The following is a 22,668-nucleotide window of genomic DNA, read 5'->3' on the forward strand; positions in this document are numbered from 1 at the left end:
TCTATTGCGGGGCCTCCAGCAGTTCGAGCAGCTCCTCCCCGACCTGCGAGACGTCGCCGGCGCCGAGCGTCAGGACCAGGTCGCCCGGTTCGGAGACTTCGCGCAGGACGCGGGGGATGACGTCCTGCTGGGGGAGGTAGAAGACCTCGGGGTGGTTCGGGGTCTCGCAGATGGAGTCGACTATGAGCTTCCCGTTGACCCCCGGCTGGGGCATCTCCCCCGCCCCGTAGACCTCCGTTACGACGACCGCGTCGGCCGACCCGAACGACCCGCCGAACTCTCTGTGCAGGGCCCTGGTGCGAGAGTAGCGGTGGGGTTGGAAGACCGCGATCACACGCCCTTCGCCCACCGTCGAGCGCGCGGCGTCGAGTGTGGCCGAAAGCTCGGTCGGGTGGTGGGCGTAGTCGTCGACGACGCGAACCTCGGCCCGCTCCCCCTTGAGCTGGAACCGCCGCCTCACCCCGCCGAAACCGGACAGCGTGCGCGCGGCTTGTAGCGCGTCGTGCCCGAGCCAGCGGGCCGTCGCGGCGGCTGCCAGGGAATTGAGCACGTTGTGACGCCCGTAGACCCCGAGCTCGACCGTCCCCGTCTCCTCGCCGCTCTCGAAGAGCGTGTAGCTGTTCGGGCCGAGCACCTCGGCCCGCAGGTCGCCGCCCGAGATACCGTACGTGGTCGAAGGGCACGGGGCTTCAGACGCCAGTTGCAGGCAGACGGGGTCGTCCGCGCAGGTGACGAGGTGGCCGTCCGGCGGGAGGGCGGCGAGGAAGGCCGAGAAGGTCTCCACCACGTCTTCCAGGGAGGAGTAGAAGTCCGGGTGGTCGAACTCGACGTTCGTGACGACGGCAACCTGGGGGCGCAGGTAGAGGAAGGAGCGGTCGCTCTCGTCCGCCTCGGCGACGACGAGGTCCGAGCGGCCGAAGGCGACGTTGCTCCCTATGTCGTTCAGTTCGCCGCCGATTAGGGCCGTCGGGTTCTCGCCGAGGGACTTCAGGGCGTGGGCCGTCATGCTCGTCGTGGTCGTCTTGCCGTGGGTGCCCGCGACGGCGACGCTTCGGCCGCCTTCCAGGATAGAGGCAAGGGCCGCGGCGCGGGGGAGGATCGGGATCGAGCGCCGGCGGGCCTCCAGGAGCTCGGGGTTCGTCTTGGGGATGGCCGTCGAGATCACCACCTGATCCGCCTCCCCGACTTGCCCCGTGTCGTGCCCTATGTAGACGGTGACGCCGGCCTCCCGGAGCCTCCTCGTGTACGCGGACTCCTTGAGGTCCGACCCCGATACGTAGTGCCCCCGGCTCTTGAGGACCTCGGCTATGCCACTCATACCGGCCCCGCCGATGCCTATCATGTGGATTCTCAATTCTTCTCCTCTCCGGCAACGGCGAGCAACCGCCGGGCGACCCCGTCGGACGCATCCGGGGTGGCGAGCGCCGCCATCCGCCCCTCGAGCTCTTCGCGCCCCTCGTCGTCATCTAGTAGTCTCTCGACCCGCCGTCTCAAAGATTCCACCGTGACCTCGTCGTCCATCATGAGCTCGGCCGCCCCGCGCTCCGTGAAGTAGCGGGCGTTGTGAAGCTGGTGGCCGCCCGTGGCGAACGGGAACGGCACGAGGATCGCGGCGCGTCCCACGGCGGCGATGTCGAAGAGGGACCCGGCGCCCGCCCGGCTTACCACGAGGTCGGCGGCGGCCAGGTACCTCCAGATGTCGTCGACGTACTCCAGGATCCTGTGCCTGGGGTTCTGGGTCGAGAGCCGCGCGAAGTCCCTGCGGCCAGAGACCTGTACCACCGTGTACGGCGTCGTCCCGGCAAAAGCCCCGGCGGCCGCGAGGTTCAGCTTGAGGGCGCCGCCGCTCCCGCCGAAGACGACGACCACGGGCGGCTCCAGCCCGAGATCCTCCAGCGCCTTCTCCCTCGAAACTCCGAAAAACTCGGGCCGCGTGGGCATTCCCACCCTCACGGCGCCGGGCAGATGCTCCAACGCGGCGGGGAACGTAACGAGCGTCTCCCTCGTCAGCCGGCCGGCCAGCCGGTTCACCCGCCCGGGCACGGAGTTCTGCTCGTGCAGCAGCGTCGGCACCCCGAGCGTCCTCGCGGCCACCACCGCGGGCGCGCTCGCGTATCCTCCCACTCCCAGAACGGCGCCAGGCCCGAACCGTTGTATTATGCGTTTACAAGAGCGGATGGCTTTCAGGAAGAGGGTGGCGGCGCGGGCGCGGGCTATGGGGTTGCCCGCGAGGCCCGTGAGGGGGAGGGCGTGGAGGGGGAAGTCGGCTTTGGGGACCAGGGTCGATTCGATGCCCGATACGGAGCCTACGAACTCGACGTTTGCGTTCATGGATCTCAAGCTAGAGGCCACGCAGAGCGCGGGGATCGCGTGCCCGCCGGTCCCGCCGCCGGCTATCAAGATCCGCGGCGCGGGATTTGGGCTTTGGTTTGATCTCTCTGGCTCGTTCACTGTCCTCCGATATTCGGTACAGGATCCCGACGGCGGCGAAGCATACCAGGAGGCTGGACCCGCCGTAGCTCACGAAGGGGAGCGTCATCCCGGCGAGCGGCAGCACGACCATCGCGGCCCCCATGTTGAAGACCGCCTGCACCGTGAGCATCGTCGTCAGCCCGGCCGCCACGCAGCGGGCCATTACCGACGGGGCATCGAGCGCGATCTTCACGCCGCACAGCGCCAAAAAGCAGAACGCCGCTATGACGCAGACCATCCCGAGCAGGCCCAGCTCTTCGCCGATCAGGGCGAAGATCATGTCCGTGTTGATCTCCGGCACGATGGCCCCCCGTCCGCCGGACCCGGCCCCCGACCCGAAGACGCCGCCGGCCTTCATCGCGATCATGGCCTGCACGTTCTGGTAGCCGGAGGTGTCCGCGACCGCCAAAGGGTCCAGAAAAGTCAAAAACCTCTCCCGCCGGTAGGGTGCGAGCAGCATGACGACGGCGAGGGCCGCGACGGCGCCCACGCCCGTCAGCACGAGGTCCCTTGTCCGAACCTCAGACGCCCACAAAGACCCGGCCACCCCGGCGAGCAGGATCACCGACGTGCCAAAATCCGGCTCGATCAGCACCAGCCCGAACAGAACCCCGACGGCCGCCAGCGGTTTCAAGGGCAGACCGGAGCCGGGCTTCAACCGGGCCAGGGCGCAGCTCAAGAAGATCACGGCCGCGATCTTCGCGAACTCCGAGGGCTGAAGGCTCATAAAACCCACGTCGAGCCACCGGCGCGCGCCGTTTATCTCCTGCCCGATTCCCGGTACCAGCACCAGGACCAGTCCCACCAGGACGACGGCGTAAAGGGCTGCGGAGTATTTGCGCCAGACGGTATAGCGGACCCGGCTCACCGCCGCGAACACCGCGAGCCCGAGCGCCAGGTGTACGAGCCTGACCTCGAGGGCGTTCGTCCCCTGGAACCTGTACGTCGCCGAGTAGACCATCACGACCCCGAGCAACGAGAGGCCGAGCGAGACGTAGAACAGGTTCGCCCTCACCCCCGTCATCGTCCCGCCACCCCCTGCCGCCCGGCGAGCGCCCTGGCGAGATCGGCGAAGGCCTCGCCCCTCTCGGCGTACCCGGCGAACTGGTCGAAGCTCGCGCACCCGGGCGAGAGCAGCACGACGTCGCCGGCCCGCGCCACATCGGACGCCCGGGAAACGGCGGAGCCAAGGTCAGGCAAACGCTCGACGGCGTCGCCGTACCCCCGCCCTTCGAGAAAATCGGCGAGCCGCGGTCCCGCCTCCCCCTGGCAGAGCACGGCCCTGCACTTCCCGAGTTGGGGCAGGATCTCCGAGAAATCCGTGTTCTTCTCCGAACCGCCGAGGATCAGCACCACCGTCCGGTCGAGCCCCCCGAGGGCGGCCGCGACCGCCGCCGGGTTGGTGGCTTTGGAGTCATCCACGTAGACGACACCATCGTTGTCTGCCACCACCTCGAGCCGGTGTGGCTTGAGCCGGTACGCCAGAATGCCGTCCCGGATAGCCTCCGCCTCCACGCCAAGCCATTCCGCGGCAGCGGCCGCAAAGAGCGCGTTCTCGTAGTTGTGGGTGCCGGCAAACGGCAACTTGTCGGCACGCACGATGGGCCGGCCTCGTAGGGTCAACGCCCCGTCCAGAATCCCGGTGTCTCCTTCGCCGATGAGCAGCGGCCTGCCTGAAAGGCCCGGAACGGCTTCCCGCCCGACCGGGTCTCCGGCGCTGGCGAGGGCGAGGTCTTCACGACCCTGGCCGTCGAAGACGCGCAGCTTGTCGCGCCGGTATTCGTCGAAGGAGGCGTGCCAGTCCATGTGGTCCGGGCGGGTGTTCAACAGCGCGGCCACGTCGAAACCGGGCTCCGTCATGTAGTGGAGTTGAAACGACGATACCTCTAGCACCAGCAACCCGGCACTCCCGACCTCGTCGAGGCATCCCGTCAGAGCCCGCCAGGAGTTCCCGGCGACCGCGTGCGGCACCGCGGCCGCTTCGAGTACCCGATGAAGCATGTCAGCGACCGTCGTCTTGCCGTTGGTCCCGGTGATCGCGGCGACGCGTACCCCTGGCCCCAAAAGCTCCAGGCCGAGTGCAACCTCGGAGATGGTGGGAATACCGTGATCCTCCGCCGCCCCCAACACCGGGTCCGAAGGCCTGACGCCCGGGCTGACGACGACGCGGTCGACGCCATCGAGCACCTCGGGTCCCGCCGCGAGGGTTCCCTCCACGCCGAGCGAGGAGAGCGTCGCCCGCAGGCGTTCGCCGTCGTTGGCGTCCGCGGCGATCACGTCCTCGCCCGCTTCGAGGAGGGCGCGGGTCGCCGCGACGCCCGATTCGCCGAGCCCGTAGACCAGGGTCTTCATGGGTCAGCCGACCGTGTTGTAGAGGAACAGGTAGTAGAGAAAAAAGCCGAGGGCGGAGAAGGCGGCCTGGACGATCCAGAACCTGACCACCACCTTGTTCTCCTCCCAGCCGAGGAACTCGAAGTGGTGGTGGATCGGGCCATCTTGAAGACCCGCCTGCCCGTCAGCTTGAAGACGGCGACCTGGATCATCACCGAAAGGGCCTCGATCACGAAGAGCCCCCCTATCACGGGCAGCAACAACTCCGTCTTGGTGAGCACCGCGGCAGCGGCCAGAACGCCCCCGATGGCGAGCGAACCCGTATCCCCCATGAAGACATCGGCGGGGTGGGAGTTGTACCAGAGGAACCCGATGATCGCGCCGACCATCGCGCCGCAGATGATCGCGACGTCGTACTGCCGCTCCAAAAACGCTATGGCCGTGTACGCCAGCAACGCCAGAGCGCCCGCCCCGGCCGCGAGCCCATCGAGGCCATCGGTAAGGTTCACGGCGTTCGTGGTGCCGGCGATCACGAGCAGCAGGAACCCGCTGAAGAGCGCGAGCCCGACTATCCCGGGCCCGAGCACGAGGCTCAGGTCGAAGTAAGGCACCAGCACGGTCTGGGTGACGCCGACGTAGTAGAGGGAGAGCACGTCTGCCAATACGACGGCGAGCGTCAGCAGCCCGAACTTGTAGCGGGCGCTGAGGCCCTCCGGGCGCTTCTTGGAGATCTTCTGCCAGTCGTCGTAGAGCCCGATCCCGGCCACAACGGCCACGAGCAGCAGGGTGGCGAAGGTGGCGGCGTTCGGCCGGGCCACCACCAACAGCGCCGCCACGAGGCCCATCAGCATCACGACCCCGCCCATCGTGGGCGTGCCGGCTTTGATCAGGTGCGTCTGCGGCCCCTCTTCCCTGACGAACTGCCCGAACTTCCGCGACTGCAGGAAGACTATGAACGTGGACCCGAGCCCGACGGTCACCACGAAAGCCACGGCCGCCGCGAGTACAACGCTAAACAAGAGCTAGACTTTCCTTTAACTGACGGGTCAGGGTATCGAGCTGAACCCCCTCGAACCCTTGACTATGAGGTAATCCCGGGTTCGAGGGCGTTGCGTATCTCGGAGGCGGCGGCCGCGTCGGGGTAGAGGAGGGTCTTGCCGGAGAAGGTTTCCGCGTACCAGCGGGCCTCGTCGCCGACGCAGGCGAGCAGGTCCACGCCGAGGTCGTTCGCGAGCGCCCCGATCTCCCGGTGGTAGGTCCGGGCGCCCGGCCCGAGCTCGAACATCCCCCGAGCACGACGACGAGGCGACGCTCCTGCTTACGCGCCGTCTCGGCCGCGTACCTAAGCACCGCGGCCATCGAGGGCGGGGACGCGGCGTTGTAGGAGTCGTCGTAGACGAGCACGTCGTTGCGCAAACTGTAGACGTCGCCGCGCATCCCGGTCCGCTTGAGCCGTGAGATACCCCGCGCCGCCTCTTCCAGCTCCAGGCCGAGCGCCACGGCCCCGCCCATCGCCGCGAGCAACGGCTCGACCAGGTGCGTGCCGAAGACGGGCGAGCGGACCCCGGCCGAGAGCCCCCCTAAATGCGCCACGAACCGAAGACCGTTCTCGTCTTCCGCAAAATCCGAGGCCCACAGGTCGGCGCCCTCGGCCGCTTTCGGGGAGAAGACGAGGCGCCGGGCGAGGTCCTTGCCGGGGGCCACGGCGGCGTCGGGGACTCCCAGCGGCGAGACGAAGGAGCCGTTCGGGGGCAGGGAGGCGGCGAGCTCGCCCTTCGTCGCGGCGAGCGCCTCCAGGCTGCCGAAGGATTCGAGGTGGGCCGGGGCTATGGCCGTCAGGATGCCGTACCGCGGCGGGGCGGTGTCGCAGAGGTCGGCTATGTTGCCGACGTGGTCGGCGCCCATCTCGAGCACCAGCACTTCCGTGGCGGTTCCGGCGGCGAGGACGGTAAGCGGCAGCCCGATCTCATTATTCAGGTTGCCGACGGTCGCGGAGACCTTCAGGCCCGCGGCGCGCAACACGGCCGAGAGCGCGTCCTTGGTGGTCGTCTTGCCGACGCTGCCCGTGATCCCGACGACCGTGGGGGCCTCGACCCCGGGACGCCGCAGCGACCAGCGGGCGAGGCCCTGCAGGGCGGCCAGCGGGTCTTCCACAACGAGGGTCGGCCCGTCGAGGGGACGCGTGGCGACGGTCGCCACGGCCCCGCGCCCGAGCGCCTCGCCAGCGAACTCGGCCCCGTCGGTCCGGCCCCGCAGGGCGAAGAACAGGTCGCCCTCCCGCGCCTGCCTGGAGTCCGTGGCCGCTCCCCGTGCCTCCGCGTTCCCGTCGGCACCGTGGAGGACGCCTCCGAGTGCAAGAGCTACTTCCTGGAGGGTGGCCGGTCTCACCCGGTCTCCCCGGATTGCGAGGCCGGGTCGTCGGGCGGGACGTTGTAGTAGCCGAGGGCGAAGCTCATGACGTCCTGGAAGTAGGGGGCCGCGGCCAACTCGCCCCAGTAGGTGGTCTGCGGTTCGTCCACGGCGATGAGCATGACGAACTCCGGATCCGTCGCGGGCGCGAACCCCACGAAGGAAGAGACGTACTCGGTGGTGTAGGCGCCGGTCTCGGGATCGACTTTCTGGGAGGTGCCGGTCTTGCCGGCCACCGTGTAACCGGGGATCTGCGCCAGGTGGCCCGACCCGTCTTCGACTACGCCCTGCAACATCGTGCCTACTATATCCGAGGTCTCCTCGCTTATCACCCTGGGCCCCTTCGGCGCCGGGGCCCCGCGCTCCACGACGTGCGGCGTGACCCTCTGCCCCCCGTTGGCGAGCGCGGCGTAGCCGGCCACGAGCTGCAGCGGCGTCACGGTCAAACCCTGGCCTATGGGGATGTTGCCGATGGACGAGCCGCTCCAATCCTCGTAGGCCGGCACGATCCCGGGGTCCTCGCCCCACAGGTCCACGCCGGTCGGCTCGCCGAAACCGAAGCGCAGGATCGCGTCGTGCAACCTTTGTCCGCCGAGCGCCTGGGCGATCTGGATGGCCCCCACGTTGCTCGACTCCCGGATCACGTCGGCCGGCTCCATGACTTTCGTCTCGTGCGGCCGCGAGTCGTGTATTATGCGGTCAGCTACCGCGATGCTGTCGGGCACGACGAAGGTTGATCGGGTCGAGACGGCGCCCGCTTCGAGTGCCGAGGCCACGGTGAAGGCTTTAAAGGTCGACCCCGGCTCGTAGGGGTCTGTCAGGACCCTGTTGCGCTGGGCCTCGGGGGAGGCTTCGCCGAACTCGTTGTTGTCGAAGCCGGGCGAGTTGGCGAGGGCGACGATAGAGCCGTCCTCGACGCGCATCATCAGGCCGATCGCGCTCTTCGCCTCGTGCTTCTCGACCGTCGCCTCGAGCGCGTCCTCGAGCTCCTGCTGGACGGCTGTATCAATGGTGAGGTTCACGTCTTCGCCGGACGCGAGCCGTTGGTCCTGTCCGGACTCGACGCCGCCGAACGCCTCGCCGAAGTCCCCCTGGTGGCCGGTGAGCTGGCTCGCGAGGGCGCCTTCCGGGTAGACCCTTACCGTGTCAGGCTCGGTCTCGACGCCCCCGACTCCCAACTCCGCAACCTTCTCTTCGATCTTCCGCGCTGCTTCGGGGGGTACGTCGGCGGCTACTTCGCTATAGCCGGCGGGCTCGCCGGTCGGGCTGGTGGCGGAGAGCGACGCGAGTATCTCTTTCTCCGTGAGGCCGACGGCCGGGCCGAGAACGTCCGCCAGCAACTTCGCCGTCGATGCCGGGTCCTCGATGAGGTACGGGGTCGCGACGATCCGGGCCGCCTCAAGGGTCTTCGCGAGCTCGCGCCCGTCGGCGCTCAAGATGCTGCCGCGGGGGACGCCGGGCGAGGCCAACTGCTCGATCCCGACCTCCGACGCGAAGGCCCCGTAGCGCTCGTCGTCGACCAGGCCGATGTGGACGGCCCTCGCGCCCAGCAGGAGGCCGATCACGACGAACACCGCCGCCACGACCCGCAACCGCCCGTACCCGATGGGCGTCTTGTTGCCGACAGGGTCCCCCTCGAACTTCCTGTACCCGGTGTTTCTATTAGAGCGCGTGCTGCGACGGCCCGCGATCGGGACGACGCGAGGCCCGGCCTCTCTGCCCTTCCGGGATCTCCGGAGGGAGTTTTTTGGGGTGCCGACTCCGGCTCTTCTTGCTCTCCGGTCCTTCGCGCGCCTAGCGCGCCCGCGGCTCCCCTCCTCTCTGTTCTCCCTCATCGTAGGTCCCATCCTCCCGTTTTCCGTCTCCCAGCACTTGCAGATCGGCGCTTCCCGCGTCCCGCATCCCGAGCTTCTCCCGGGCTAACGACCGCACCCTCTCCGCCGCCGACAACTTCGCGACCTCGACCTCGAGCCTCTCCCCAGAAGCTCTGGCCCCGTCGAGCTCTTCTTGCAGCGCCGCCTCCCGGCTTTCGAGCCCGCCCGACACGGTGTGCAGGTAGACGCTGCCCAACATCAACAGCACGGGGACGAGCACCAGGACGGCCAACCGCCCCCTTCGCCCCCGCTCCTTGCGCCGGACCTTCCCGACCCGGGGTTTCCGCGGGGCCTGCTCCCACGGGGGCAGCGCCGGCTGCGTCGGCAGCGTCGAACGGTACCGCCGCTGCGGCGCGGCCATCAGTCATCCCCCGTGGGCTCTGCGGTCCTCGTGGCGGAGCGCAACCGGGCCGAGGCGCTGCGCGGGTTCTCCCTGACCTCGCTCTCAGACGGCCGGACCACCGCGCCCCGCCGGAAGACGGGGCTCGCGCCGCAGACGCAGACCGGCAACTCGGGCGGGCAGACGCACCGGCCCTCGCGCTCCGCGATAAAGCGCTTCACGATCCGGTCCTCCCCGGACTGGAAGGTGATGACCACGAGACGCCCGCCCGGCAAGAGCAGCCGCTCCGTCGCCCGCAACGCCCGCCGCAGACCCTCCAGCTCGTCGTTGACCCGCACGCGCACGGCCTGGAAGACCCGCTTGGCCGGGTTTCCGCCGCGCTCCTTCCACCCGACGGCGGCCCGCACGGCGTCGTGCAGGTCCGTCGTGGTCGCGAGCGGCCTGCGGCGCACGATCTCCCGCGCCACCCTTCTGGCTTCCCCGCGCGGCACGTCCCCGTAGCGGCCGAGCGTCTCGATCAGCTCCGCCACCTCGACGGTGTTCAAATACTCGGCCGCCGACACCCCGGACCCGGGGTCCATCCTCATGTCCAGCGGACCCTCGGAGACGTAAGAGAAGCCGCGCCCGGGCTCGTCGATCTGGAAGCTCGAAAGCCCGAGGTCGAAGAGCACCGCGTCGACACGCTCCCCCCTCTCGACCATCTCCCACAAGACCTCGTCGTAAGGACCGGCCAAAAAAGAGAACCGGTCGTCGCGCAAAAGGTCACTGGCCCTTTCTGCCGCGGCCGGATCCCGGTCTATCCCGATCACGCTCCCGGAACCGACCTCTTCCAGCACGCGACGCGCGTGGCCGCCGCCCCCAAAGGTGGCGTCCACTGCTACAGAGCCTTCTTCGAGCGCGAGGGCCGAGACGGCCTCTTCGAGCAGGACCGGTCTGTGCCCGGTCGCCATCAAGCCCCGAGCTCCCTGCCGGCGAACTCCTCGACGATCTCCGAGAAATCTTCGTCCGCGCCAGAGACGTAGCTATCCCACTCTTTGGTGTCCCAGATCTCCAACCTGTCGTCCACCCCGGTGACGGTCACGTCGCGCTGAAGGCCGGCGTAGCGGGCCAGCTTCGTCGGGATCAGGACGCGCCCCTGCCTGTCCAGCGTGGCTTCGAAGGCCATCGAGAAGAACATGCGAGAGAGCTGGCGGCCCCGCGCCGAGAGATCCGCGTTGGCTTTGATGTTGGCCTTGAACGTAGCCCACTCCTCAGGTGGAAAGGCGAACAAACAACGGTCCACCCCTTTGGTCACGACGATCCCACCCTCGAAATACGGACGGAGGCGGGATGGGAGGGTCAGGCGCCCTTTCTCGTCCAGCGTGTGCTCGTACTCGCCTAAAAGGGCCGTGGCCTGGACCTCCCACTCCGCTCCACTTTGACCCACAACTGGCGAAATTCTTGCATATGCACGGAAAATAAGCAACGTAGGCACCGGCAGAGCGGGTCAAAAGGGCCTCCAGGACCCGAAATCGGCCTCTATACCCACCCCCAAGGGGTATGGACCCCCTACAAAATATTCTATGCACGGTGGGTAACGGGCTTGGGGTGCGTCGGGGCGGATCGCGGGCGACGTGTGAGATGTGGGGGTAGCCAGGTTCGACGCACCCAAGATGTTGGGTGTTTGCAAAACGGTGGTTGAAAGGGGGCTGAGGCTGGGATGAGGAGCGGCGCGGCGGCGGTTATTAGTGGGCCCACCAGGACTCGAACCTGGGACCGTCCGATTATGAGTCGGATGCTCTAACCAACTGAGCTATGGGCCCTGGGCGGTATGCCCTGGGGGCACCGTCCGGCTCCCCCGGCTGGACTCGAACCAGCAACCCTTCGGTTAACAGCCGAATGCTCTGCCAATTGAGCTACAGGGGAAAGGTTGCAGCGGGGTGGATTATACGGTGTGGCCGTGGCCGCTTCAAGGCGTCGAGGAGGAGCCTCGCCGCGCTTCTTCGAGGGATCTTATCTCCTTGCGGAGCGTCTCTTTCTCGTCGTAGTCGTCGGTCTCGCGCTGGGTGCGGCGGCGGCTGAGGATCACGAGTCGCAACCAGAGCTCGCGTATGGAGGCCTTGGATGGGTAGAGGCCGTCCCGGCGTATCCTCGCCGCCTCGGCATCGAGGGTCATGAGAAGGTCCATCAGGGGACGGGCCCGCTCGTCGGAGAAGACGGCGCTCATGTTCGCCCCCGCGTGCTCTTTGAGCACGGCGAAGACGCGGGCCTGGGCCTCATCGCCGAAGTCCTCGGGCAACAGCATCAACGGCTCGGAAAGCGCGGGAACGCGAACCCCCTGTCTCAAAGGTTCCGCGCTGAGTTCGGGGCGGGCGAGGATCGCCGCCAGCGTCTCGCGCCCTGCCTCTAGCAGCGGGTTGCCAAAGTCGGGTGAGGGACTCGGGTTTCGGGCAGGGGGCCGCCGCGCGCGGACCGGCGTCTCGACGGGCGGCCGATTTCGCTTCACCTGCAGCGCCTCCTGGCTCACGCCCAGGGTCTCGGAAGCAAGACGGATGGCTTCTTCGTGGAAGACGGGGTCGTCGATCCGCTTGATGAGGGTCCTGATCTCCGGCAGTATACGGGACCTTTCGGTGGCGTCGGCGCCCCGCGCCCACTCGGCCTTGCGGCGAAAGATGTACTCGAGCAGGGGCATCGCCTGCGAAGTCAGCATGGACCTGAACTCTTCAGCGGAGTGCTCCAGAAGCCAGTCCGCCGGGTCCGCCGAGAGCCGCAATACACGCAGATCTAGCTTCAACCTCGTCGCCTCGACCGCCGCGTCTGCGTCGTCCGAATTGTTCGTTCGCTCCAGCTCCTGGACGGTCGCATCGGCGCGCTCCAGCGCCCTCTCCCCCGCCGCGTCCGGGTCGAAGAGCATGTAGATCCTGTCCACGTAGCCGCTCAGGGTCTTGAGGTGGCTCGGCGTAGTCGCCGTGCCGAGGGTCGCCACGGCGTTCTTTATCCCGGATTGGTAGAGCATCAAGACGTCCGTGTAGCCCTCGACTATCAGGGCCGCCCGCTCCCTGCTCACCGCCTGCGCGACCTGCGGAAAACCGTAGAGTAAGTCCCGCTTGTTGAAGATTTCCGTCTCCGGGGAGTTGAGGTACTTCGGCTGGGCGTCGCCCATGGCCCGCGCCCCAAACCCGACTATTCTGCCTCGCCGGTCGGAGATGGGGAACGTGATCCTCCCCCCAAACCTCTCCCCCCACGCGAAGACAACAACCCGGCAGCATCCAGACTCGACCTCTCTATACCGAGCTTCTTCACCGCCTGAGAGAACCCGGATCCCCCACGCGCGGCGTACCCCAAACGAAATTCTTCTATAGTAGAATGCTCCAATCCGCGGCCTTTGAGATAGTCGCGGGCCCCTTGCGCCTCGGGGCTCGAGGACTTCAGCAGGTACTTGTGGTAGTAGATGGCGGCGGCGGCGAGGGCCTTATAGATGGCACGTCTTCGGCCGGCGCGTTTCTTGGCGGCTTCGGCGTCTCCCCCGCCTTCGTACTCCAGCTCGACGCCGGAGCGTTCAGCCAGATAAGAGACGGCCTCGGCGAAGTCGAGGGACTTGAGGTCCATCAGCAGCTTGATGGCGTCGCCGCCCCGCTGACAGCCGAAACAGTAATAGAAGCCCCTGTCCGGGGAGACGCTGAAGGAGGGGGTTTTCTCCTGATGGTCGGGGTAGGGGCAGAGGCCGGAGAAGCGGGCGCCCTGGCGGCGCAGGGCCGTGAACTCGGAGGTTACTTCGACTATGTTGGCCGCCTCGCGGACGTCCTCGATGCTGCGCTGCGAGATCCTCAACCCAGGTCCCCCGTTGTACCGATGTACAAATATTTGCCCTCTCGTGCGGTCCCCATCGGGCGTAATGTTACTCTACGGAACGTGGCTGTCCGGCAGACATCATCCGAGGCGCCGAGGGCGGGGTACGCGGACCTCCCGCCGGGTGTCGAGTTCGAGCCCAAAGACGAGCCCTTGAGGCGGGACATCAACCTGCTGGGGCGGGTGCTCGGGCAGGTCTTGATCGAGCAGGAGGGCCGCCGGCTCTTCGAAGCGGAAGAGGAGATCCGGCTGCTCTGCAAGCGCCTACGCTTCGACTACGACCCCGCGCTCGACGAGAGGCTGCGCGCCCTGATAGACGGCCTCGGGCAGGAGGATCTGGAGAGGATAGTGCGCGCCTTCTCGGTCTACTTCCAGCTCGTCAACATCGCGGAACGCTACCACCGGGTGCGCCGGCGCCGACAGTACGAGTCGTCGCCGGAGAACCCGCCCCAGCGGGCCTCGGTGGCGAGCGCCCTCTCCCGGCTCAAGGACGAGGGGCTGGATGCCGGGAGTTTGCAGGAGGTGCTGGACGGGCTGAACGTGGGGCTCGTGCTCACTGCCCACCCGACGGAGGCTACGCGCAGGAGCGTCAGGCGCAAGCACGAGCGCATCGGGGAGATGCTGGCGAGCCTGGAATCGCCGTCGCTCACGTGGAGGGAACGCAGGCGCCTGGAGGAAGGCCTCGCGGAGGAGATCACGGTCCTCTGGCAGACGGACGAGCTCAGGGTCAGGCGTCCAGCGGTGGTCCAGGAGATAGAGAGGACCCTGCTCTTCTTCGAGCATCCCCTGATCTCCGCGACCCTCGAAGCCTACAGGGAGTTCGAGGACGAGCTCGCGATTCAGTTCCCTGACGGGACGCCGCGCCTCGGGCGCGTGCTGGAGTTCGGGTCCTGGGTCGGCGGGGACCAGGACGGGAACCCGTTCGTCGAACCGCGCATGATAAACACGGCTCTCGGCCTGCACAGGGCCCTGATCCTCAAGCGCCACATGAGCACCGTCTCGGAACTGGTGGACCACATGAGCCAGTCGGAGAGGCTGACGGGCGTCTCCGGCGAGCTGGGTGCGGCCATCGAGCAGTACGAGCGGCTGATGCCACAGGTGGCCGAACGATACAAGCCTATCGACCCGAACGAGCTGTACCGCAAGATGTTGCTCCTGATCGCCGAACGCCTGCGGGCCACCCTCGAAGAGCCCGAGTCCGCGGCCGCCTACGACGGGGTCTCGGGGTTCCTGGACGACCTCTTTCTCATCAGGGATAGCCTGGTCGCGCACGGCGGCAGGCGGACGGCCGCCGGGGGGCTGCGCGACCTGATCCGGCAGGCCCAGGTCTTCGGTTTTCACCTCGCCAAGCTCGATGTCCGCCAGGAGAGCTCGACGGTGGTGCAGGCGACCGCTGCCGTGGTCGCCCAGGCCACGGGCGAAGACCTCCTCGAGATGGACGAGCCCGAACGCGCCGAATGCTTGCGCAGACTGCTCTCCGGCCCGGACCTGCCAGATGAAACGCCCGACGACCTATCTGAAGAGTCCCGGAAGGTGCTCGACACGTTCGAGCGGATTCGCGCGGCGCGGGACGAATTCTCGGAGACGCCGGTCGAGACGTTCGTGTTGAGCATGGCCCACCACGCGAGCGACGTTCTCTGCGTTCAGTTGCTGGCCCGGCGGGCCGGCCTTCTGGAAGTGGACGAAGAGGGCAGATGCACGTCCAACCACCTGAGGGTATCCCCGCTCTTCGAGACGGTGGACGACCTGAAGCGGGCGCCGGACGCGCTGAGGAATCTGCTCGACGATCCCTTCTACCGTTCCTCCCTCTCGCACGGTGGCGACCTGCAGGAGATCATGCTCGGCTACAGCGACTCCGGGAAGGACGCGGGCTACGTCGCGAGCAACTGGACCCTGTACAAGGCGCAGGGCCACCTCGTCTCGGTGGCCGGCGAGCACGGCGTCAGGCTCAGGGTCTTCCACGGCCGCGGCGGCAGCGCGAGCAGGGGCGGCGGCCCGAGCTACCAGGCGATAATGGCCCAGCCGCCCGGAACGCTCGACGGCAGCATCAGGATCACGGAGCAGGGGGAGGTCATCTCCTTCAAGTACAGCATGCGCGGCCTCGCCCGCCGCAACCTCGACACGATCCTGGCCGCAGTCCTGGAGGCCACCGCGGACCACTCTCCCCCCGAGCCGGAACCCCACTGGGTCGAAGCCATGGAAGAACTCTCCGCCACCGCCAGGAAGGCCTACCGCCGCCTCGTCTACGAAGACGAACGTTTTCTCCCCTTCTTCTCCCAGGCCTCTCCCATCGGGGAGCTCTCGTCCCTGAACATGGGCAGTCGCCCGGCCAAACGGGTCCAGAACGCAGAGGTGGAGAGCCTGCGGGCCATCCCCTGGGTCTTCGCCTGGACCCAGAACCGCTTCCTGCTGCCTTCGTGGTACGGCTCCGGTACCGCCCTGCGTTTTTGCACGGAATCGGAAGAGAAATTGCGGAACACGAGAGAGATGTACAGAAGCTGGCCTTTTTTCCGGACACTTGTCGATTTCATGCAGATGACGCTCGCCAAGAGTGATTTGCGGATAGCGAAGACGTACACCTCGCTCGTTTCGGACGGCAAAGTCCGGGACGAGTTGTGGTCGAAGATCTCCGAAGAGCACGGAGCCTGCGTCGGGGCCCTGCTCCTGATCACGGACAACGAGAACCTGCTGGACGACAGCCCCGTGCTGCAGCGTTCCATCCGGCTCCGGAACCCCTACGTGGACCCGCTCTCGTACGTCCAGGTCAGCCTCCTGCGCCGGCTCCGGGACCTACCCGAAGACTCACCCGGGCGCGAAAGTGTCCTCAAGACCTTGCTTCTCACGGTCTCCGGGATCTCCTCCGGGCTGCTTAACACGGGCTAGAGTGCCACCCGCTGTGTCTCAGGTTTCGTGCCGCCTGCCCGCTTCCGCAGTTCCAAGTTCACTGTGTCCCTCCCTGAACGGGTGGAGGCGACCGAGGGTCCCCTTCATGGGCTCTATGACATGATCCGAAGAGGGTCCGGAGCGTTGAAACCCAATATCGGGCCGATAAGCGTTTCTGGAGGCTTCCGGACCGTTACGGGCGGCCCGCGCGACGCCATCCGAGCGGGCTGGCGCCGTGGGCGCGACGGAACACCCTCGCGAGGTAGCCCGCGTCCCCGTAACCTACCCTGCGGCCGACCTCCTCCGCGGGGAGATCGGTCTCGACCAGGAGGCGCCGCGCCTCGGCCATGCGGCGTTCGGTGATCCACTCCAGGACCGTCCGCCCCGTCTTGCGCCGAACCACCGTGGCGAGGTGCCCGGCCGAGAGTCCCACCGCCCTGGCCACGTCCTTGAGCGAGATCGGCTCGGCGTAGCGCTCCTCGACAAAGCCGAAGACCCCGGCGAGTAACGACTCGTCCTTGAGCCTGAGATCCCCCACCACGTCCGCCGCCAGCCTCGAGAGCTCGACGAGCAGGAGCGTCAGGTGCGCCAGCGCCGCTTCCCGGTAGCCGTCGCGCCTCCGGCCCAACTCCAGGTCCAAGGCCGAGAAGCGTTCGGACCACGAGGCCCGATCCTCGGGCGGCACCCTCAGGCGCTGGGCCCCCCGGCCGCGCTCCCCACGAACGGGTACAGCAAGGGGTGGGCGCGCCAGGAGAGGAAGGAGCCGGGCGCACGATCCCCGAGGACCTCGGGCGGGAAGAAGACCCTCCAGCCCCGCGCCCCTACCAGGCCGTCGTTGTCTCCGCCGATCCCCAGCACCTCGCCGGGGGCGATCACGTACGCGTCCCCGGCCTCCACGGGCCACTCCCGTCCCCCCAGGCGCAGCGAGCCGCCGCCCCGCTCGAAGTAGAAGAGCAGGAGGAAGTCGTGGGAGTGGGAGCGCCCTTGGGCGCGAGCGTCTCGCGGCCTCCCGTTCGGTGCCCCGGACTCCGATCCTTCCGGCGACCCCCGACCCAGCCTCGCGACGCTCACGGGGGGCACACCGGGCACCGCCTCGTAGGTGTAGACCGGCGGACCGTCCCCGCCCCTGCCCAGCATCCTCGTCGTGCCCAAGACTCGTTAACCGCCTTCCCTTTAGCCATGCCGCGCGACGCCGGCGACCGTTCGGCCATGATAAACCGAAAATCGTCCTACAAAGTCCGAAGATGTGCCCTTTGACGCTTCAAACCTACCTCCGATACTGGTTCTACAACGAAAGATGGTCCTGCACATCCGGCAAGCACGAAGGCGAGCACGATCGAGGGAGACCATCGGGACGTGGTGAACAGAGAGGCGAGGAGACAAGAGTGACACAGTCGGCAGAGAGGTTTGGGGCGAAAACTTTGGACGGGGATGGCCGGCCCCGCTACGACGTGGTCGTCGTGGGCGCCGGCGCCGCCGGACTATCAGCGGCGCTCGTCCTCGGACGGTCCGGAAGAAAGGTGCTCGTCCTGGACGGCGGCGAGCCCCGCAACGCCCCGGCGGAGGCCTCGCACGGGTTCTTCACGAGGGACGGCGTGCAACCCGGCGAGATGCTCAAGATAGGCCGCGAGCAGCTCGGACGGTACCCCAACGTGGAGTACAGGACCGGGCGGGCCACGCAAGCGTCCGGCGCCGACGGGGCCTTCGAGGTAACCCTGGAAGATGGAGAAGTGGTCTCCGCGCGCAAGCTGGTGCTCGCCACCGGAGTCTTCGACGAGCTGCCCGAGAGGCCGGGGTTTCGGGAGCTTTGGGGGAAGGGCGTCTACCACTGCCCCTACTGCCACGGTTGGGAAATGCGAGGGAGGCCGCTCGCCGTGCTCGCGAGTCCCGGGACAGCCTTCGATCGGGTCGCCCTGATCCGCAACTGGAGCCGGGACCTCGCGCTGCTGACCGACGGCGAGGGGGGACTGTCCGGAGCCGACCGCCGGAGGCTCGATGCGCTCTCGGTCCCGGTCTACGAGGAGCGGATCTCGCGCCTCGAAGGGGACCCGGCGCGGCCGGGAGGCGGCCTCGAACGGGTGGTCTTCGAGGGTGGGGCCGCGCTGGAGCGCGAGGGCGTGTTCCACGTTCCGCCCCAGCGCCAGCGCTCCGGTCTCGCCGGCTCTATAGGCTGCGAGCTCGCCGCCCCGGTGCCCACGGTGGAGTTCGTGAAGGCCGACCCCATGACGCGCGAGACGACCGTCGCCGGAGTGTACGCGGCGGGAGATGCCGTCAGGGCCCCGGGGCAGTCGGTCGTCCTCGCCTCCGCCTCGGGCGCCGCCGCGGCCTACGTTCTCAACCACGCGCTGGCAATACAGGACGCGAAGGACGAGGTCGCGGCGGCGCCCTCCGCAAAGGGCGACCTCGGGAGGGCCGCCGGATGAACGCCCGTACCAACGGGGGTCCATACGACTTTCCCCTCGGCGAGGCCGACGGCGGGGTCGGCGCCTTCGTCCGCTCGCGGTTGCCCGCCCCGCCGGCCCGGGTGCTGGAGGTCGGCTGCGGGGACGGGAGGCTGGCCCTGGCGCTGGCCGAGGAAGGCTGGCGGATGACGGCCGTGGACCCGGCCGCACCGGGAGGCGGGCCCTTTATCCGGGGCGCCGTCGAGGATCTCGACCCGTCGGAGCACGGGCCCTTCGACGCGGCGGTGGCGGTGCTCTCTCTGCACCACCTCCATGATTTGGGGGCGGCATTGGGTAAGGTGCGTTCGCTGTTGGCGCCCGGCGCGGTATTCATCGTCGACGAGTTCGGAAAGGAAGAACTCGAAGATGGGGCGACGGCCGCGTACGCCTTCTACCAGCGGCTCGCCCTGCTACACGGCGGTTATAAACCCGTCAAACCCGGCGCATGGGCGGTGTACGAGGGAGACTCGTTCGAGGGCTGGCGCTCGAGGATCAGCAGCCACTGGGAACACATCGACGAAGGCCGGACGGTCCTCTCCGCGCTGGAGGCGAGCTTCGAAAGGCGGGAGTTCGCATCCGGTCCGTTCCTCTTCCGCGACGGACTCGGCCCGGAACTCGAGCCGCTGGAAAGAATGCTCATAGGGGGAGGCGGGATACGACCGGTGGGGTTCCGTTGGGTCGGCGCCGCCTGAGAGGACTCCACGATGCTCTGTGGCGTCGGGCAGGAAGCGCGGGGTCGTTTCGGCCGGGCCCCCCTCGTGAACTGGCGTTTGCACCGTAGCGAGCGGCAGAAATAGCTTACAGGGAGGTCGGAGATGGAACCCGAGACCGTGCATCGCAGGAGGTGATGGACCCTTGCCGTGCCGTGTTCGAGCTTGTTTGTGGTCGGGTTAGATAACCTTGTGCTCAACCCGGCTCTGCCCACCATCCCCCAACCTAAGTTGAGCAACGGTGGCAAGAGTGGGAGAGATGGGACTCGAAACCGATCTCTGATCTCCCTGGGCGTGGCCCGGTCGCCTCTCGACCGCCGCGATGCCGCAACCGGCTTCTCGAAGCGTCGTCCCTGTCGCGCTCCGCTACAGGTTCTTGAAGTACCTGGCTATTGGAAGGAGGACGTAACCGGCCTTCTCGTACGTGCGGCGCGCCGCGGCGTGCCCGGGGTCGCCCCCCGTCTCGACCATAGCCACCTTCATCCCGACCTCTTTCAGCCTGTCGAGCGCGAACCCGGTCAGGGCGGTCCCGATGCCGCCGCCATGATGGTCGGGGTCGACGGCCAGCATGGAGATCTCGCCCATACTCCTCTCGGGATCGTAAACCCCAACCGACACGAAACCGACGACGCTCGCACCTACCTCGGCGACCCACACCCGGCCCTTTTGCGAAGCGCAGACGTCTTTGACCGCCCGGCGCTGATCTTCCCGCCAGTCCGGATGCAGCCGCCTGAAGATCTCGGAACCCAACACTCGCTCGAGAGATGCGAAGACCGGAGCCCACGCCCGCAGCGAGAGATCTACCACCGCTTCGGCGTCTCGATCGTCGAACGGTCGGATTCGCGGCTGGACAGAATCCATCTCCCGACACTAACAGAAACCGAACCGATCGGCCCGAAGATCCACCGCGATACGCCTCCGGACCAGCTTTTACGCGAAGATTTCGCCCCGCGGCATGAAGAGTCGCCTGTAGGTCGCGAGGGCGTATCGGTCGGTCATACCGGCCACAAAGTCCACGGTCTCCACGAGAGGATCCCGATCGCTGCCCGCCCGCTCTTCCGGATGCCGCAGGTAATACTCGAAGAGCGCCGCGACGACGCCGGAGGCCTTCTGGTTTTCGCGCGAGCGCCCGTCGCGGTAGACGTTCTCGAAGAGCCAACTCCGCAAACCCATCAGCGCCGCGTACCCGTCCTCCGACAAAGCAATCTCACCTTTAACTTTAGAGGTAGAGATCATGTCCCGTACGAGGGTATCGATCCTGACGCTCATCTGCTCGCCGAGGGCGGAGATCGGGCCAGGCGGAAGGTCTTCCGGGGCGATGATCCCGGCCCGTAGGGCGTCGTCCACGTCGTGGTTGACGTAGGCGATGCGGTCCGCAACCCGCACGATCTCCCCCTCCCGGCTCGACGGATGACCCTTTCCGGTATGGTTAAGTATCCCGTCTCTCACCTCCAACGTAAGGTTCAGACCCTTGCCGGCCTTTTCGAGGTGGTCGACGACGCGGAGGGAGTGTTCGTTGTGGCGGAAGGTGCGGCCGTGTTTGGAGAGGGCGTGGGAGAGGGCTGACTCGCCCGTGTGTCCGAAGGGGGTGTGGCCGAGGTCGTGGCCGAGGGAGATCGCCTCGGTGAGGTCCTCGTTGAGGCCGAGCGCGCGGGCGATGGTGCGAGAGACCTGCATCATCTCCAGCGTGTGCGTGAGGCGGGTCCGGAAGTGGTCGCCATCGGGGCTATGAAGACCTGCGTCTTGTGCATGAGACGGCGGAACGCCTTGGCGTGGATTATGCGATCCCTGTCCCGCTGGAACTCGTTGCGCACCCCATCGGGGGGTTCGTACCGGAGACGCCCCGCGCTCTGCTCGCAGGCCCAATCCCAGCGTCTAAGCTCCGGTTCGTGCGGCGGCGTCACGCGGGGCGTCGGGAGCGATAGGCGAGCTTCGCCCCGGCGAGGGTGTTGCCTGGGGCGTGTGCCAGGACGTGGGCGCGGACCACGCGCAGCACGCTCTGTTTGAGGTCCTCGCCCGTCGGGGCGTCGCGGACGGGGCGTTCTATCGTCTCCCGGAGCCTGTCCAGGGTGCCGGGCGCCATCGGGAAGGCGTCGGCCGTTGACGAACGGCATTCGGCGCAGAGCACGCCGCCGTGTTCGGGGGCGAAGTGGAGGGGTTCCGACGCCTCGTCGAGGGCCACCTCGCAGTTCAGGCAACGGTCGAGTTGCGGGGCGTAGCCGGCGAGGACGGAGAGCTTGAGGCCGAGGGCGGCCTCCACCGCCTCGAAGCCGGAATCGCGCGATTCGAGGGCGTCGAGGCCGTTGTAGAGGAGGTTGAAGACGCGGCGATCGGCCTCGTCCCCGCCCGAGAGGGCGCGCACGCTGCCTACCATGCCGGCCGCGGCCTCGAAGCGGGCGAGGTTCTCCCGGATGCCGTGGAAACTCCTCAGCGTCTCGGCCTGGGTGATCGTGTCCAGGGTCCTGCCGCCGTAGGCGACGAAATCCACGCAAGAGAGGGGCTCCAGGCGGGCGCCGAAGCGAGATTTCGTGCGCCGGATGCCCTTGGCGATGGCCGAGACGAGGCCGGCATCGCGGGTGTAGAGGTCGAGGATGCGGTCGGCTTCGCCGTAGCGGATGGACCGGAGCACGATCCCCTTACTCTTGTAGACCGCCACCCTCGGCCTCCTCCATCACCGCAACGCTCGAACTCATGCCCAGACGCGACGCGCCGGCGTTGAGAATATCCAGGGCGTCCTCCAGAGTCTTGATACCGCCAGACGCCTTGACCGCCAGGCCCTCCGGCGCCTCTTCCCGGAGAAGGGCGACGTCCTCCGGGGTGGCGCCGCCTGGGCCGAAGCCCGTCGAGGTCTTCACGAAATCCGCGCCGCTGGAGGCCACTATCTGGGTGGCGAGCCGCTTCATCTTGTTCGTCAGGTACGCGGTCTCGATGATCACCTTCATCACCGCGTCGTTCAGGCCGTTGTTCATAGCGACGACGCTCACCTCCTGGGTGAGGCTGGCTAGCTCGTCGGCCACGTAGTCGAACTCGCCGGAGAGAAACTTGGAGATGTTCATTACCACGTCTATCTCCGATGCGCCGCGGGTGATGGCCTCCCTGACCGCCGAGATCTTGACCGCCGTCGCGTCGTTGCCGAACGGAAAGGAGACGACCGTGGCGACCTTCACGTCGGTCCCCCGCAACTCCTTCGCGGCGGTCCTGACGTAGCAAGGGGGTACGCACACCGCGGCGAAGTGGTAGTTCGCGGCCTCCTTGCAGAGGGTTGTTATCTGATCTTCCGTGGCGTCCGGCTTCAAGAGGGTGTGGTCCACCGTCTTCGCGAACTCCCGCACCCTCATCGCCAATCTCGCTTCTCCCAGTTAGACGCCACGGCCGGGGCT

18 protein-coding genes, 2 tRNA genes and 2 pseudogenes are annotated in these 22,668 nt (G+C 67.5%); 3 read left to right on the top strand and 19 right to left on the bottom strand.

All coding sequences use genetic code 11. The features are described 5' to 3' along the window. Position 1 precedes the first annotated feature (1 nt). The 14 genes and pseudogenes from murC to GBA63_RS10970 form a co-directional block, all read right to left on the bottom strand. The gene (gene murC, locus GBA63_RS10905) at positions 2-1,354 is read right to left on the bottom strand and encodes a UDP-N-acetylmuramate--L-alanine ligase (RefSeq protein ID WP_207957200.1); all 1,353 of its coding nucleotides are present in this window, start codon (positions 1,352-1,354) and stop codon (positions 2-4) included. Further along, positions 1,351-2,451 carry a UDP-N-acetylglucosamine--N-acetylmuramyl-(pentapeptide) pyrophosphoryl-undecaprenol N-acetylglucosamine transferase gene (locus tag GBA63_RS10910; RefSeq protein ID WP_228282419.1) on the bottom strand — a complete coding sequence of 367 codons (1,101 nt, stop codon included), beginning with the start codon at positions 2,449-2,451 and terminating at the stop codon, positions 1,351-1,353. Before GBA63_RS10910 ends, murC begins: the two co-directional genes overlap by 4 nt. Then, entirely contained in the window at positions 2,342-3,496 is a 1,155-nt protein-coding gene (locus GBA63_RS10915; protein ID WP_166176021.1) for an FtsW/RodA/SpoVE family cell cycle protein, read from the bottom strand. Before GBA63_RS10915 ends, GBA63_RS10910 begins: the two co-directional genes overlap by 110 nt. Beyond that, positions 3,493-4,824 (bottom strand): UDP-N-acetylmuramoyl-L-alanine--D-glutamate ligase, encoded by a 1,332-nt coding sequence (murD, locus tag GBA63_RS10920; RefSeq protein WP_166176023.1) that lies wholly within the window; start codon positions 4,822-4,824, stop codon positions 3,493-3,495. Before murD ends, GBA63_RS10915 begins: the two co-directional genes overlap by 4 nt. 3 nt (positions 4,825-4,827) lie before the next feature. Continuing rightward, positions 4,828-5,822: pseudogene (mraY, locus tag GBA63_RS10925) on the bottom strand (phospho-N-acetylmuramoyl-pentapeptide-transferase). Next, positions 5,815-7,191 (bottom strand): UDP-N-acetylmuramoyl-tripeptide--D-alanyl-D-alanine ligase, encoded by a 1,377-nt coding sequence (locus GBA63_RS10930; RefSeq protein WP_166176025.1) that lies wholly within the window; start codon positions 7,189-7,191, stop codon positions 5,815-5,817. The pseudogene mraY and the gene GBA63_RS10930 overlap by 8 nt, the downstream one beginning before the upstream one ends. Further along, positions 7,188-9,047: a peptidoglycan D,D-transpeptidase FtsI family protein gene (locus GBA63_RS10935; RefSeq protein WP_166176027.1), complete on the bottom strand. Its 1,860-nt coding sequence runs from the start codon at positions 9,045-9,047 to the stop codon at positions 7,188-7,190. Before GBA63_RS10935 ends, GBA63_RS10930 begins: the two co-directional genes overlap by 4 nt. Then, positions 9,007-9,447, bottom strand: coding sequence for an FtsB/FtsL family cell division protein (locus GBA63_RS10940; protein ID WP_166176029.1), 441 nt, complete (start codon positions 9,445-9,447; stop codon positions 9,007-9,009). Before GBA63_RS10940 ends, GBA63_RS10935 begins: the two co-directional genes overlap by 41 nt. After that, on the bottom strand, positions 9,447-10,376 hold the full coding sequence (rsmH, locus tag GBA63_RS10945; RefSeq protein WP_228282546.1) for a 16S rRNA (cytosine(1402)-N(4))-methyltransferase RsmH: 930 nt from the start codon (positions 10,374-10,376) through the stop codon (positions 9,447-9,449). Before rsmH ends, GBA63_RS10940 begins: the two co-directional genes overlap by 1 nt. Beyond that, complete coding sequence (mraZ, locus tag GBA63_RS10950; RefSeq protein ID WP_166176031.1) at positions 10,376-10,852, bottom strand: division/cell wall cluster transcriptional repressor MraZ; 477 nt, start codon at positions 10,850-10,852, stop codon at positions 10,376-10,378. The genes rsmH and mraZ overlap by 1 nt, the downstream gene beginning before the upstream one ends. A gap of 302 nt (positions 10,853-11,154) precedes the next feature. Beyond that, positions 11,155-11,228, bottom strand: a tRNA-Ile gene (locus GBA63_RS10955). A gap of 30 nt (positions 11,229-11,258) precedes the next feature. Next, positions 11,259-11,331, bottom strand: a tRNA-Asn gene (locus GBA63_RS10960). A 43-nt stretch (positions 11,332-11,374) separates the two neighbouring features. Beyond that, complete coding sequence (locus GBA63_RS10965; protein WP_323127042.1) at positions 11,375-12,625, bottom strand: toprim domain-containing protein; 1,251 nt, start codon at positions 12,623-12,625, stop codon at positions 11,375-11,377. Next, positions 12,589-13,236: a CHC2 zinc finger domain-containing protein gene (locus GBA63_RS10970; RefSeq protein ID WP_166176035.1), complete on the bottom strand. Its 648-nt coding sequence runs from the start codon at positions 13,234-13,236 to the stop codon at positions 12,589-12,591. Before GBA63_RS10970 ends, GBA63_RS10965 begins: the two co-directional genes overlap by 37 nt. Positions 13,237-13,317: 81 nt before the next feature. Between GBA63_RS10970 and ppc the strand changes: the two genes are divergently transcribed. Further along, the gene (gene ppc / locus GBA63_RS10975) at positions 13,318-16,137 is read left to right on the top strand and encodes a phosphoenolpyruvate carboxylase (RefSeq protein ID WP_166176037.1); all 2,820 of its coding nucleotides are present in this window, start codon (positions 13,318-13,320) and stop codon (positions 16,135-16,137) included. Between the two features lie 193 nt (positions 16,138-16,330). Here ppc and GBA63_RS24355 read toward each other — a convergent pair. Further along, positions 16,331-17,274: pseudogene (locus GBA63_RS24355) on the bottom strand (helix-turn-helix domain-containing protein). Positions 17,275-17,522: 248 nt separating this feature from the next. On the opposite strand from GBA63_RS24355, the gene GBA63_RS10985 reads away from it, so the two are divergent. After that, a complete protein-coding gene (locus GBA63_RS10985) occupies positions 17,523-18,560 on the top strand; it encodes an NAD(P)/FAD-dependent oxidoreductase (RefSeq protein WP_207956714.1) in 1,038 nt (345 codons plus the stop codon). After that, positions 18,557-19,270, top strand: coding sequence for a class I SAM-dependent methyltransferase (locus GBA63_RS10990; protein WP_166176041.1), 714 nt, complete (start codon positions 18,557-18,559; stop codon positions 19,268-19,270). The genes GBA63_RS10985 and GBA63_RS10990 overlap by 4 nt, the downstream gene beginning before the upstream one ends. A 384-nt stretch (positions 19,271-19,654) precedes the next feature. Here GBA63_RS10990 and GBA63_RS10995 read toward each other — a convergent pair whose 3' ends face one another. The 4 genes from GBA63_RS10995 to deoC all read right to left on the bottom strand — a co-directional run bounded on the left by GBA63_RS10995 (position 19,655) and on the right by deoC (position 22,626). Beyond that, a complete protein-coding gene (locus GBA63_RS10995) occupies positions 19,655-20,149 on the bottom strand; it encodes a GNAT family N-acetyltransferase (protein ID WP_166176043.1) in 495 nt (164 codons plus the stop codon). A 69-nt stretch (positions 20,150-20,218) separates the two neighbouring features. After that, positions 20,219-20,968, bottom strand: a complete 750-nt coding sequence (locus tag GBA63_RS11000; RefSeq protein ID WP_207956716.1) for an HD domain-containing protein — start codon at positions 20,966-20,968, stop codon at positions 20,219-20,221. Between the two features lie 220 nt (positions 20,969-21,188). Further along, positions 21,189-21,944 carry a DNA repair protein RecO gene (gene recO, locus GBA63_RS11005; protein WP_166176045.1) on the bottom strand — a complete coding sequence of 252 codons (756 nt, stop codon included), beginning with the start codon at positions 21,942-21,944 and terminating at the stop codon, positions 21,189-21,191. Continuing rightward, positions 21,925-22,626, bottom strand: coding sequence for a deoxyribose-phosphate aldolase (gene deoC / locus GBA63_RS11010; protein WP_166180073.1), 702 nt, complete (start codon positions 22,624-22,626; stop codon positions 21,925-21,927). Before deoC ends, recO begins: the two co-directional genes overlap by 20 nt. Positions 22,627-22,668 lie beyond the last annotated feature (42 nt).

The sequence above is a fragment of the Rubrobacter tropicus genome, assembly GCF_011492945.1.
GTDB lineage: Bacteria > Actinomycetota > Rubrobacteria > Rubrobacterales > Rubrobacteraceae > Rubrobacter_D > Rubrobacter_D tropicus.

What these genes read in the sequence shown, in the direction of transcription:
- GBA63_RS10915 (WP_166176021.1), bottom strand. Translation starts at nt 3,496, where the DNA reads ATGACGGGGGTGAGGGCGAACCTGTTCTACGTCTCGCTCGGCCTCTCG.
- murD (WP_166176023.1), bottom strand. Translation starts at nt 4,824, where the DNA reads ATGAAGACCCTGGTCTACGGGCTCGGCGAATCGGGCGTCGCGGCGACC.
- GBA63_RS10935 (WP_166176027.1), bottom strand. Translation starts at nt 9,047, where the DNA reads ATGAGGGAGAACAGAGAGGAGGGGAGCCGCGGGCGCGCTAGGCGCGCG.
- GBA63_RS10940 (WP_166176029.1), bottom strand. Translation starts at nt 9,447, where the DNA reads ATGGCCGCGCCGCAGCGGCGGTACCGTTCGACGCTGCCGACGCAGCCG.
- rsmH (WP_228282546.1), bottom strand. Translation starts at nt 10,376, where the DNA reads ATGGCGACCGGGCACAGACCGGTCCTGCTCGAAGAGGCCGTCTCGGCC.
- GBA63_RS10990 (WP_166176041.1), top strand. Translation starts at nt 18,557, where the DNA reads ATGAACGCCCGTACCAACGGGGGTCCATACGACTTTCCCCTCGGCGAG.
- GBA63_RS10995 (WP_166176043.1), bottom strand. Translation starts at nt 20,149, where the DNA reads ATGGATTCTGTCCAGCCGCGAATCCGACCGTTCGACGATCGAGACGCC.
- GBA63_RS11000 (WP_207956716.1), bottom strand. Translation starts at nt 20,968, where the DNA reads ATGATGCAGGTCTCTCGCACCATCGCCCGCGCGCTCGGCCTCAACGAG.
- deoC (WP_166180073.1), bottom strand. Translation starts at nt 22,626, where the DNA reads ATGAGGGTGCGGGAGTTCGCGAAGACGGTGGACCACACCCTCTTGAAG.